Here is a 12,346-nt window from a genome sequence, read left to right as displayed (position 1 = left end):
CAGCTACCGCCGCTCCGAGGACGTCGTGGATGCCGTCGGCGGCGTCACCGTCGTCCGCGACGAGCAACGGGTAGAGGCGGATCAGCTGCGCTACGACCGCAGCCGGCAGACCGTGCCGAGCCCTGACGACACCTACCTGGAGTACCCCCAGCTGCGGCTGGTGGGTGCGGGCGCCGACGTCAATCTGGACACACAACAGGGACGCATCGACGCACCGCGGTTTCGTCTGAGCGGACCGCTCAATGTGCGCGGCCGGGCAGACACCGCCTATGTGGTGAGCCCCACACGCACGGCGTACCGCGACATTCTCTACACCAGCTGTCCGCCGGGCAGTAACGCCTGGTCACTGCGGGCCAGCCAGCTCAAGCTGGATCAGGAGGCCGGCGTCGGCGTCGCGCGGGACGCACGGGTGCGTATTCGGGGTATGCCCCTGCTTTACACGCCGTACCTGCGCTTTCCTATCGACGACCGCCGCCGCAGCGGCTTTCTGGTGCCCTCCGTCGGCTCGTCGCAGGACAACGGCTTCGAGCTGCGCACGCCCTACTACTGGAACATCGCGCCCAACATGGACGCCACGCTGACCCCACGGCTGATGACCGAGCGCGGCATCATGCTTGGCTCGGAATTCCGCTGGCTCACGCGCTCGGACGCGGGCGAGATCCGCGCCGAGCTGCTGCCGGACGACCGAGCTTACGAGGGGGATGAGCGCGTGCGCTGGGGCCTGAACGCACTGGAGGAGGGGCGATGGCTCGGGCGCCTGGTGACCCGCCTCGATTTCAACGCCGTGAGCGACGACCAATACCTGGAAGACCTTGGCAACAACATCGACGTCACCAGTACGCGCCGTCTGCGTCAGCGCGGTGACGTGACCTACTACGGCAGGGGCTGGTCCCTGCTCACGCGTCTGGAGGGCTTTCAGACCATCGACCAGGGCATCGCGCCGGAAGGCAGGCCTTATGGACGTCTCCCGCAGATCCTTTTCCGCATCAATCCCACGGAGCTGCTACCAGAGCCGGTCGCCGGTCTCACCGCGCGCCCCAACGTCAGCCTGGAAGCCGAGTACGATTTTTTCGACCACAACCACAGGGTGCACGGACAACGCTTTACCCTCACCCCGGCTTTGAGCTGGCCCTTGCAGCGCAGCTACGGCCACTTGATTCCGGGCGCGCGGCTTTACCTGTCGACCTATGCCCTGACCGACACCGAGCCGGGCTTCCCGGACGACCCGGGGCACGCGATCCCGAGCCTGGACCTTGACGGAAAGCTGATTTTCGAGCGCGAGACGGACTGGCTCGGCGAAACGGCAGTGCAGACCCTGGAGCCGCGGCTCTACTACCTTTACACGCCCTATGAGGCACAAGCCGAGACGCCGGTGTTCGACAGCTCCGAGCTCGATTTCAGCTTCGCCAACCTGTTCCGCAGCAACCGCTTCACGGGTCGGGACCGCATCGGCGATACCAATCAGGTGACAGCGGGCATCAGCTCGCGCATGCTGCGCGCGTCAACCGGTGAGGAGCTGTTCCGTCTGAGCCTGGGCCAGATCTACTACTTTGCCGATCGCCGCGTGCAGATCTCCGGGCCGCCGCAGACCGACGATACTTCGCCCTATACGGGCGAGCTCTCCGCACGGCTGTTCGAGCACTGGTTCGGGCGCGCGAGTTTCCAGTGGGACCCGGACGCCGACCAAAATGACAGCCTGCCCCGGCGCACGCTGCGTCTGGAGTATCGGGATCCGGAGCAGCGCATGCTCAACCTCGCGTATCGAACCGACTTGACGCCCGCGGAGGAGAACCGGTACGAGGATACCGATGTGTCTTTCCGCCTCCCTTTCGGCACCCAGGCGGAGTTGGTCGGCCGCTGGCTCTATTCGATGCGCCATGACGAGACCATGGACGCCTTTGCCGGGGTCGAGTTCGGCAAGTGCTGCTGGCGCCTGCGACTGCTCGGTCGGCACTTCAAGCGCCGCCCCGAGGATGCGGCCAGCACCTCGGTCATGCTGCAGGTGGAGCTCGCCGGCCTTGGTGCCATCGGCGACCCGATCGGCGATTTCCTGGAACGCGAGATTTATGGCTATTCCATCGACTGAAATCCAAGCATGGGGGGCTCGCTGGCCGCTCATCGCCTGCCTGCTGCTGGCGCTCGTCGCCACCGGTGCTGGGGCGAGCCGTCCGCTGGATGGCATCGTCGCCGTGGTGAACGACGACGTTATTGTCCGCAGCGAGCTGCAATCCGAGATCGATCTGGTACTGCCGGAGCTGCAGGCCCGCGGCGCGGCCATTCCCTCGCAGGCGGTGCTCGAAGAGCAGGTGCTCGAGCGCCTCATCCTCAAGCGGCTGCAGATGCAGCAGGCCGAGCAGCTCGGCATCCAGGTGGATGAGGAAACCCTCAACAACGCACTCAACGGCATCGCCGCTCGCAACGGCTTGAGCCTGGACGAGCTGCGTCTGACCCTGGAGCAGAGCGGCGTCGACTTCGAGAACTTCCGCGAAGATACCCGCTCCCAGATCCTCACCAGCCAGCTGCAGCAACAGGCGGTGATGCGCAACATCCGGATAAGCGAGGCGGAGGTGGATCGCTTCCTGGAACAGGAAGCGGACACCCTGATCCAACGCCGCGAGGTCAAGCTCCAGCACATCCTGGTGGCGCTGCCCGAGCGCCCGAGCGCAAACCAGCTGGCCGCAGCCCGCAGCAAGGCGCAGCGGCTGCTGCAGCGCCTGCGCAACGGCGCCGACTTCGCCAGTGTCGCCGCCGCGGAGTCCGACGGCCGCCGCGCGCTGGAGGGCGGCGACCTGGGCTGGTTCCCCATGGCCGAGGTGCCGACGCTGGCGGTGGAGGCCTCACAGACCCTGGCGAAAGGCGAGATTACCGAGCCCATCCAAAGCCCGGGCGGGCTGCACCTCATCAAGATCGCCGACATCCGCGGCGATGATCCGGAACCGGTGAGCCAGACGCAGGCCCGCCACATCCTGATCCGAACCAACGAGCTGGTCTCCGACGACGACGCACAGCGCCGACTCGAGCAGCTGCGGCTGCCCCTCGTCCGCCGGTCCTCCTTGGGCACCCTTTCCCTCTCCCCTGCCGACGACACGGGGACGGCGCTTCAGGTCGGCGACTGGGGCTTGGTGGACCCTGGTGATACTGTGCCGGAGTTCGAGGAGGTCATTGACGCGCTCGCCCCCGGCGAGGTGTGCGACCCCTTCCAGAGCCCTTTCGGCTGGCACATCGTGCAGGTGCTGGACCGACGCCAGCAGGACACGGCCGACGAGCTGCTGCGCATGAAGGCCGAGGACGCGCTGCGCCAGCGCAAGGCAGAGGAAGCCACGGAGATGTGGCTGCGCCAGCTGCGCGACGAGGCCTACGTGGATCTGCGGCTCGACACCGGGGACTACTGACGCCCGCGAGCGGCGGCGCGACTGTCAGCCTGATGACCCAAACCGCAGATCGCCCTAGGCGCATCGCACTGACCCCCGGGGAGCCCGCCGGCATCGGCCCGGACCTGTGCGTGCTGCTCGCCCAGCAGGCCCACCCGGCGCAAGTGGTGGCCCTGTGCGATCCGGAGCTTCTGCGTGCGCGGGCGGCAGCACTGGACCTGCCCCTGACCCTGCAATCACTGGAGCCAGAGAAACCACCCGAGCCGCAAATGCCCGGTGCGCTGTGGGTGGACCCGGTGGCCCAGCTGCGAACGGCGGCCGTGCCGGGGCGGCTCGATACCCGGAACGCGCCTTATGTGGTGGAGACGCTCAGCGCCGCCTGCCGGGGCTGCCTGCACGGCCGCTACGACGCGGTGGTGACGGCGCCGGTACACAAGGGCGTCATCAACGATGCCGGCCTCGCCTTTACCGGCCATACCGAGCTCTTTGCCGAGCAATGCGGCGCCAAGGCCGTGATGCTGCTCGCCGCCCCCGGCCTCAAGGTGGCGCTGGCCACCACCCATCTCCCGCTCAAGGACGTGCCGGCGGCGCTCAGCCGACAGCTCATTACGGACGTGCTTGAGACCTTGCTTCGCGACCTGCCCCGGCGCTTCGGTATCCTCGAGCCCCGCATCGCCGTCTGCGGCCTCAATCCGCATGCGGGCGAGGGCGGCCACCTGGGTCGCGAAGAAATCGACATCATCGCCCCGGTGCTGGAGCGCCTGCGTGCCGCCGGCGCCGACCTACGCGGCCCGCTGCCGGCAGATACGGCCTTTCTGCCGCCGATGCTGGCGAACACAGACGTCGTCCTTGCCATGTATCACGACCAGGGCCTGCCGGTGCTCAAGCACATGGGTTTCGGCAACGCGGTCAATGTGACGCTCGGCCTGCCCATCATCCGAACCTCCGTGGACCATGGCACGGCGCTGGACCTCGCCGGTACCGCCCGCGCCGACCCGGGCAGCCTGGCGGCGGCGCTGGCCATGGCCATCGACATGGCGGCGTGGGAAGGGGGCGCACAGGCGAGCGGCGGCAACGCCTGACAGCAAGTCGGCTCAGCGTGGATCAGCCCGCCATGCGCCGATGCACCTCCAACGCCACCGCCAGCGCCCGCAGGCCGACGGCACCGTCCACCAACGGCCGCCGACCGGTCCGCACACAATCCACAAACGCCGCAATCTCCGCGTCCAGCGGCTTCACCGGCTCCACGTCGATGCGCTCGCGGACGATCTCCGGCCGGGTTCCGCCCGGCTGCGGTACGGGCCGCGCGATGTCGAGCGTCTGGCCGACGAAGTCCAGCGACAGGTAGGCACCTGCCTGGAAGACGCGGATCCGCCGCACCGTCTGCTCCGACACGCGGCTCGAAACAATGTTGGCCACGGCACCGTCGGCGAAGGCGAGCCTCGCATTGGCGATGTCCACGTGCTCGGTGAGCACGGGCGTGCCCACAGCCCGAATCTCTGTCGGCTCGCCGCCCACCAGGCCCAGGATGATGTCGATGTCGTGGATCATCAGGTCGGAGACCACGTCCACGTCCGTCGCCCGCTCCTTGAACCCGCCCATGCGCTGAGCCTCGATGAAGCGCGGCCGGTCGATGCGCTCGGCGAGCGCCATGATGCCCGCGTTGAAGCGCTCCAGGTGGCCGATCTGCAGCGTGGCCCCGGACGCCTCGGCCAGGCGCAGGATCTCCGTCCCTTGGTCCATGTCCGGCGCCACCGGCTTCTCCAGCAGGGTGTGGATGCCCGCTTCCAGGTACGGCCGCGCAACATCCAAGTGTGCCGTCGTCGGCACCACGATGCTGACCGCGTCCACCTGCGCACGCAATGCCGCGGGGTCTGTGAAGGCTGCGCAGCCGGCCTCGGCGGCCACGGCTTCCGCGCGCCCGCGGTCGGTATCGGCAACCCCCACGAGCTCTACGCCGTCGAGACGCGAATAAATCAGGGCATGGAAACGCCCGAGATAACCGACCCCCACGACGCCGACGCGTACTGCCTGCCCCATACCAACCTCCTTTGCTGCCCTATGCCTGCTGGCCCATGATAGCTGCTTACGGCGAGCGGCTTACGGCGAGCCGCTGACGGTGGCCACACGGGCCGCGCTCGACCAAGCCCGAGCACGACCGACGAGACGGATAGAGCCACCCAATGGGCCATGATCGACTGAGCCAGACGGGGCCCTGAAATCGCCGCGAGCGCCCGCAAATCGGGCCCATGATCACCGGCATCTCCACCTGGTCCGTCCGCCATCCCATCGGCGTCGTCATGCTGACTCTGGCGGTGATGGTGCTTGGCGGCTTCGCGCTGGGCCGCCTGAACCTGGACCTGCTGCCACGCATCATCTACCCGGACGTGCGGGTGCGGGTGCTGGACCCGGGTGTGCCGGCTCAGGTCATGGAGGACGAGGTGACCCGTTTTCTGGAGGAACAGCTCGCCGTCACCGAGGGTGCGGTCGCCATCCAATCCGAGAGCCGGGAGGGGCGCAGTTCTGTGGACCTGTCCTTCCGCTACGGCGAGGACATCGACCGTGCGCTGCGAGATGCGAGCAACCGCCTGGATCAGGCGCGCCGCTTCATGCCGGAGACGATCGAGCCGCCGGTCATCTACAAGCGCGACCCCTCCCAACGCCCGGTGGCCGAGTACGTCGTGAGCTCCAACCTGCGCGATGCCGTGGAGCTGCGGGACTGGGCGGAGTACACCCTGAGCCGCTCGCTGCTGACGCTGCCCGGCATCGCCGCGGCGGAGGTGGGTGGCGGCCTGGAGCGGGAAGTTAGCGTCATAGCCGACCAATATCGCCTCGCCGGCGTCGGGCTTGACCTACTGGACCTGCGCGACAGCCTGCAGGAGGCGAACCGCGACATGCCGGCGGGTCGGCTCATGATGACCGATGGCGAAATCAGCGGGCGCATCGGCGGGCGATTGGAGACCGCCGCGCAGATCGTCGATCTGCCGCTGCCGTTGCCTGGCGGCGGGATGGACGCCACGGCTGCGGCAGGCGATGCCGGGGCCGGCAACGGCAGCCGTGCCCCGCCCGGACTGCTGCGCGTCGGGGACGTCGCCCGAGTCACGGACGGCGCCGCACCCGAGCGCCTGCGCATCCGCCTGAACGACGAGCCCGGCATCAAGCTGTCGATCCAGAAACAGCCGCTGTCGAATACGGTCGCCGTCGTCGATACCGTGGATGAAGCACTGGCGACGCTGAACGCGCAGGGTCGTATCCCACCGGACATCGCGGTGCGCAAGGTGGATGACGAGGCCCGCTACATCCGCCAAAGCCTGCGGAATGCGGCACAGGCGGCGCTCACCGGCGCCGGGCTCGCGATGCTGGTGGTCTATCTGTTTTTGGGCAGCCTACGACGCACGCTCATCATCGGCAGCGCCATGCCCATTGCGGTGCTGGTCACTTTCATCCTCATGGCAGCGTTCGGGCTCAACCTGAACATCATGACCTTGGGCGGACTCGCCCTTGGTGTCGGCATGCTGGTGGACAGCACGATCGTCATGCTGGAGAACATCCAGCGCCACCAGCGCCTGGGCGAGGCACCCGCACCGGCCGCCATCAACGCGGCCCGCGAGGTCACCAGCGCCATCGTCGCCTCCACGTCCACCAACCTCGCCGCCGTGCTCCCCTTCCTGTTTATCGGCGGGCTGGTGGGGCTGCTGTTCCGAGAGCTGATTTTCACCATCTCCGCGGCAATCCTCGCCTCGCTGGTGGTCGCCCTCACCCTGGTGCCAGCCCTCGCTGGGCGGGTGCCGGCCAGTGGCGAAGGCCGGGTTCGGCGCAGCATCGACCGCGGCGTCGGTGCTTTGCAGGCGGGCTATGCGTGGCTGTTGCGCCGTTTGCTGCCGTGGCGCTGGCTGGTGGTGGCGGGCTTCGGCGTTTGGCTCGCGCTCGCGGTGCCGGGCTTCTTCGGCGGCGAGCAGCAGTTCCTCCCGGAGCTGGACGAAGGGGACGTCCAGATCGCGCTCTGGGCGGATGACGGCATCAATGTCGAGCGCATGGACCAAATGGTGCGCCGAGTCGAGGCCATCGTCGCGGCGCAGCCGGAAGTGGACGCCGTGTTCACCACGGTCGGCGGCTGGGTGTTCGGGCGCTCGTCCTGGGAGAGCCCGAGCCGGGGCGGCATCCAGGTGTTGCTCGCGCCCGCCGCCGAGCGCGATGGGCTCTCGTCAGACGCCTTCATCGAGCGGCTGAAGCAACTGCTGAAGGCAGAGGGCATCCCGGGCCTGCGCACCTATTTCTACACCTCCGGCGTGCGCGGTATCCGCTACAACCGCGGCGACGACGACGTGAGCCTGCGCATCAAAGGGCCGGAGCTGGACAGGCTCATTGCACTGGCGGACATGGCCGTGGAGCGCCTCCAGGACATCCCGAGCCTGAGCAATGTGCAGCATTCAAACGAGGACGTGACCCGCGAGCTCTCGGTGCGCCTGGATCGCCGTCGGGCGGCGAGCTACGGGCTGGACGTGGAGGACGTTGGCGCGGTGCTGCGCTTCGCGCTGGAGGGACAAAGCGTCACGCGGCTCATCGACGGCGACCGCAGCATCGATGTGCGCCTGCGCCTGGAGCGCGCCGACGTGGGCGCCCCCGGAGACTTGGAATCCATCATCCTCTTCAGCAACACGGAGCCGCGTCGGCCCATCCGGCTCGGCGACATCGCTGCGGTGGACCTGCTGCCGCAACCGGCGGAGATCATGCGCGACCGCCAGCAACGGGTGGTGGAGATCTCTGCCTCCGTAGCCGGGGATGCGACCCTGGAGGGTGCAATCTACGACGCGCTGGCGTCGCTCGCAGATCTGCCGCTGCCCCGCGGCTATACCCTGTACGAGGCGGGGGCGCTTGAGACGCTGCAGCAAGGCCGCGATTTGGGTCGCGTCCTGTTGGCGTTGGCGCTGTTCCTGGTGTTGGTGGTCATGGCGGTGCAGTACGAGTCCTTGCGCAACCCGCTGATCATTCTGTTGTCCGTGCCCTTCGCGCTCATCGGCGTGGTGCTTGGGCTGGGACAAACCGATACGCCTGTATCCATGCCGGTCTGGCTCGGCCTCATCATGCTGGCCGGCATCGTCGTGAACAACGCCATCGTGTTGGTGGAGTTCATCGAGCTGCGCCGCCGCGATGGGCTGGCGATGCCGGATGCGATCGTCAGCGCCGCGGGTCTGCGGCTGCGACCCATCCTGATGACCACGCTGACCACGGTCTTCGGCATGCTGCCGCTCGCGCTCGCCGTTGGCGAAGGCTCGGAGATGCTTCAGCCGCTCGCCATCGTCATCGTCTGGGGGCTCGGCTTCTCGCTCTTGGTATCTTTGCTGCTGGTGCCGATGATTTATCGGATTCTGGGCCGGCACGGGGGCCCTGCGGCTGAGATGTCTGCGGCCGGCGAGCCCGTGGGGGCGCCGAACGGCTGACCTGCGTCAGCACACCCGCCGAGCTACGCGGCGCCTGTTCAGGCTTGCCGCAAGGCCCGAAAAAGGCATTATTTGGGCGGCGCGGGCGGCTTGGCGCGGATGCCGGCGGCGTCACGGACAAAGCTCGGGAAGTCCGGGTTGGTCCAGCCGTCCGGGGCGAGCTTCTCGGCCGGCGGGCGCAACCGGGACGTGTAGTCGAGCACCGCGGACTGCTCCGCCGCGGTGAAGCCCTGAATCTGCTCCGTCATTTTGGAATCCGCGTTGCGCCGCTCGCCGCTTGCGATCTGCTCGAACTGGCGCATCAGATAGGCATAGTGCTGCCCCGCCAGCGCGGGGATGTGCTCGCGCATATCGCCCTCGCCCTCTGGACCATGGCAATCCACACAGTGCTCCTGGTAGAGGCTCTCACCGAGCGCCAGGTCCGTGCCGGGGCCGAGTCCGTTGTGCGGCGTCATGGGCAATTGCGCCACATAAGCGGCGACGTCGGCCAGCTCCTGCGGCCCGCCGAGGATGCTCGGCACCGAGAACGGATACATGAGCGGGTTGGCGCGGTTGCCGGCGCGAAAGTCCGCCAACTGCTTGATGATGACGGTGCGCAGCTGCCCCGCGACCTGCGGATAGGTACCGTCCGTGCTCCCCCAGGCCTCCGGCAGGTGGCACACCGCGCAGGTGAGGTATACCCGTCGGCCATTCTCAGGGTCCGGCGTCAGCGCCATGACGGCGTCGTATTCCGCCTGCGCCACGGCTGCTGGGTCATCAGGCGTTTCTGCCGCCGCAGGCGTCTGCGCAAGCACCGGCAGGGCCATGAACGCTAGCAACAACAGCCAATAGCCGACTTGGCTTGGGACCCGATCTGCGGCGGCGGCATCCATCCGCGGTCGAGCTGGCGAGCACGATGGCCTCGCTGCGTTGTGGAAAGCTGCAGGCATGCTGTCCTCCGGTGGCAGGTGTGGCCCGCCTCTGCGGTGCGGGTCCATTCTCATCAATGCGCAGTATCGCATCCGCTCCCCCTGATGTCTGTGCCGGCCCAGCCGGCGCACGACAGAGAACGGCACCGCTGACATGGGCGACCGGCAACCGGTACCATGAGAAGTCGGACGCAGTGGAGCGGTCAATGCATGATATCCGGAACCCAAACTGGCACAGCCGCGGTCAGAGCGACACGGTCCCGCGCAGCAACATGAATCCGCCGCCGCAGCCCGACGGGGACGGCCGCCCCGAGGGCCTGGCAGAGCCGGTACAGCGACGCCGAAGCCCGCGCATCAGGCGCACGCGAAGCTCCAGCAGCAGTCGCCGCAAGATTCGGCGGCTGCGCTTACTGGCAGCCCTGCTGGCAGCGGGCTTGGTAGTGAGCGCCATGCTTGCCGTCATGCTCTCGTTTCACGTCAACCGCCTAAGCCGCAACGAAGCGCAGCTCAGGGGCGCTCAACAGCAGCTCGAGGGCGAGCTCGCCCAGGCCAACGCGCGCATCACCGAGCTCACGAACGACGTGCGCATTCTGCTCGCCAACCGCGTTCCCGGCATCGAGGAGCTGGTCTTCGCCCGGCAGATCGAGCTGAACGACCAGTACGTCAAGAACATCACCTTCGTGCAATCCGGGCTGGGCAACGAGCGCACCGTCGAGTTCAGCGCCGTGCTGCACAACGGGCGCACCGGCCCGGTCCTGCCCAGGGTCACCATCGTGCTGTTCGACGAGGCCGGCCTCCAGACCGGCATCGCCCGGCTCGACAAGAGCCAGACCATCACCCCCGCCGACATCCCCGAGCTGCAGCCCGGCGAGACTCGCACCTATTCGGCTCCGATCGACCTCTCCCGCCAGACGCCATCCAAGTACTTCGTCGTCGAAGTTCGCTGAGCGCAGCCGGGCTTAGCCCCCACGGCGATCACCACCCAGCCCACGGCGATCACCACCCAGCCACCAGGGCATCCACCCACAGCGCATCCCCATAACGGCGCGGCTCAGCGCCGCGTAGCCGGCGAGTTGTCCACAGGACATGCACAGGCTGCCAACGCGTTGGCCACCGGGTTGGGCACAATATATTGTGGTTGACAGGTCCATCTGAACATATATATTCCTGACCTCATCGCTGGGAGCTCAAGTTGCTCGCGCTGCGACGCCAGGCGCCTGCACGCATCGAGCTCCGGCTGACCCCCAAGAAGACCGGAACCAGCCAGAGGAGAACCGCCCATGGCCGCCGCAACGTCTGTCGAGAACCCGAACCCCGAGCAGCCGGATCAGACCGCAGCAGCGGCGCACCCGCAGCCCCAGGCCACGCAGGCAGGGACCACCACAGCAGACCTGGGCGGCCACCAACCGGGCCGGGTGCAGGTCATCCGGCGCAACGGCAAGGTGACGCATTTCGACGCGAACAAGATCAAGGTGGCCATGACCAAGGCCTTTCTGGCCGTGGAAGGGGGCAGTGCCGCGGCTTCTTCGCGCATTCACGACCAGGTGGAGCGCCTCACGGAGCAGGTGGCGAGCGCCCTGACCCGGCGTCTGCCAGGGGGCGGCACCGTGCACATCGAGGATATCCAAGACCAGGTGGAGCTGGCACTCATGCGCGCCGGCGAGCACAAGGTGGCGCGCGACTATGTGCTCTACCGCGAGGCCCGCGCCCGCGAGCGCGCCGAAAAGAGCGCCGCCGAAGCTGTCGGAGACCAGGGGATCAACGTCACGCTGGCCGACGGCAGCACCCGCCCGCTGGACACCGAGCGGCTCGCGAAGCTGGTGGAAGAGGCTGCCCGCGGACTCGACGGCGTGGATGCGGAGGCCATCCTCAAAGACACGCTGCGCAATCTCTTCGACGGCGTCAAAGAGGCCGACGTCAGCCAGGCCCTGGTGATGTCGGCACGCGCGATGATCGAGCGCGAGCCCGCGTACAGCCAGGCGGCGGCGCGGCTGTTGCTGGACATCATGCGTCGTGAGGCGCTGGGCTTCCTCGACATGGCCGTCGGCGTCGAGACCCAGGCCGACATGGGCGAGCGCTATGCCGATTACTTTGCGGCCTACGTCCAGCGGGCCGGTGACCTGGAGCTGTTGGACAAGCAGCTGGCGCGCTTCGATCTCGCCCGTCTCGGCGCCGCACTCAGGCCCGAGCGGGACCTCCAGTTCACCTACCTAGGCCTGCAGACCCTCTACGACCGCTACTTCATCCACACCGACCGCGGCACCCGCTTCGAGCTGCCCCAGGCGTTTTTCATGCGTGTCGCGATGGGGCTGGCCATCAACGAGATCGACCGCGAGGAGCGCGCCATCGAGTTCTACGAGCTGCTGTCCAGCTTCGACTTCATGAGCTCGACGCCGACGCTGTTCAACTCCGGCACGCTCCGCCCCCAGCTCAGCTCCTGCTACCTCACCACGGTGCCGGACGACCTGGACGGCATCTACGGCGCCGTCAAGGACAACGCGCTGCTCAGCAAGTTCGCCGGGGGGCTCGGCAACGACTGGACCCGGGTGCGCGGCATGGGTGCCCACATCAAGGGCACCAACGGCAAGTCCCAGGGCGTGGTGCCCTTCCTGAAGGTGGCCAATGA

The 12,346-nt window shown here is 67.7% G+C and carries 8 protein-coding genes; 6 read left to right on the top strand and 2 right to left on the bottom strand.

Features of this window, described 5'->3' with window-relative positions:
• From I6U14_RS02360 to pdxA, 3 genes are all read left to right on the top strand, one after another.
• Positions 1-2,086: LPS-assembly protein LptD (locus I6U14_RS02360; protein ID WP_296896581.1), on the top strand; the 2,086-nt coding region annotated here is incomplete at its 5' end.
• Positions 2,067-3,392 (top strand): peptidylprolyl isomerase, encoded by a 1,326-nt coding sequence (locus I6U14_RS02355; RefSeq protein WP_296896579.1) that lies wholly within the window; start codon positions 2,067-2,069, stop codon positions 3,390-3,392. The genes I6U14_RS02360 and I6U14_RS02355, both read left to right, overlap by 20 nt.
• A gap of 32 nt (positions 3,393-3,424) precedes the next feature.
• The gene (gene pdxA, locus I6U14_RS02350) at positions 3,425-4,453 is read left to right on the top strand and encodes a 4-hydroxythreonine-4-phosphate dehydrogenase PdxA (protein WP_296896577.1); all 1,029 of its coding nucleotides are present in this window, start codon (positions 3,425-3,427) and stop codon (positions 4,451-4,453) included.
• Positions 4,454-4,475: 22 nt separating this feature from the next.
• Here the strand turns inward: pdxA and I6U14_RS02345 are convergent, their stop codons facing one another.
• On the bottom strand, positions 4,476-5,411 hold the full coding sequence (locus tag I6U14_RS02345) for a Gfo/Idh/MocA family oxidoreductase (RefSeq protein ID WP_296896575.1): 936 nt from the start codon (positions 5,409-5,411) through the stop codon (positions 4,476-4,478).
• Between the two features lie 209 nt (positions 5,412-5,620).
• On the opposite strand from I6U14_RS02345, the gene I6U14_RS02340 reads away from it, so the two are divergent.
• Positions 5,621-8,812 (top strand): efflux RND transporter permease subunit, encoded by a 3,192-nt coding sequence (locus I6U14_RS02340; protein WP_296896574.1) that lies wholly within the window; start codon positions 5,621-5,623, stop codon positions 8,810-8,812.
• A gap of 68 nt (positions 8,813-8,880) precedes the next feature.
• Here the strand turns inward: I6U14_RS02340 and I6U14_RS02335 are convergent, their stop codons facing one another.
• On the bottom strand, positions 8,881-9,741 hold the full coding sequence (locus tag I6U14_RS02335; protein ID WP_367115614.1) for a cytochrome c: 861 nt from the start codon (positions 9,739-9,741) through the stop codon (positions 8,881-8,883).
• 185 nt (positions 9,742-9,926) lie between these two features.
• Here I6U14_RS02335 and I6U14_RS02330 point away from each other — a divergent pair, with 185 nt between their 5' ends.
• The gene (locus tag I6U14_RS02330) at positions 9,927-10,667 is read left to right on the top strand and encodes a hypothetical protein (protein ID WP_296896573.1); all 741 of its coding nucleotides are present in this window, start codon (positions 9,927-9,929) and stop codon (positions 10,665-10,667) included.
• Positions 10,668-11,000: 333 nt separating this feature from the next.
• Positions 11,001-12,346: ATP cone domain-containing protein (locus I6U14_RS02325; protein ID WP_296896572.1), on the top strand; the 1,346-nt coding region annotated here is incomplete at its 3' end.

The sequence above is a fragment of the Thiohalocapsa sp. genome (assembly GCF_019695415.1).
In the GTDB taxonomy this organism is placed as follows: Bacteria; Pseudomonadota; Gammaproteobacteria; order Chromatiales; family Chromatiaceae; genus Thiohalocapsa.
This window is presented reverse-complemented; position numbering and strand designations above follow the sequence as displayed.

Coding starts and splice junctions, on each gene's coding strand:
- I6U14_RS02335 (WP_367115614.1), bottom strand. CDS start 9,741: ATGCCTGCAGCTTTCCACAACGCAGCGAGGCCATCGTGCTCGCCAGCT.
- I6U14_RS02340 (WP_296896574.1), top strand. CDS start 5,621: ATGATCACCGGCATCTCCACCTGGTCCGTCCGCCATCCCATCGGCGTC.
- pdxA (WP_296896577.1), top strand. CDS start 3,425: ATGACCCAAACCGCAGATCGCCCTAGGCGCATCGCACTGACCCCCGGG.
- I6U14_RS02345 (WP_296896575.1), bottom strand. CDS start 5,411: ATGGGGCAGGCAGTACGCGTCGGCGTCGTGGGGGTCGGTTATCTCGGG.
- I6U14_RS02330 (WP_296896573.1), top strand. CDS start 9,927: ATGCATGATATCCGGAACCCAAACTGGCACAGCCGCGGTCAGAGCGAC.
- I6U14_RS02355 (WP_296896579.1), top strand. CDS start 2,067: ATGGCTATTCCATCGACTGAAATCCAAGCATGGGGGGCTCGCTGGCCG.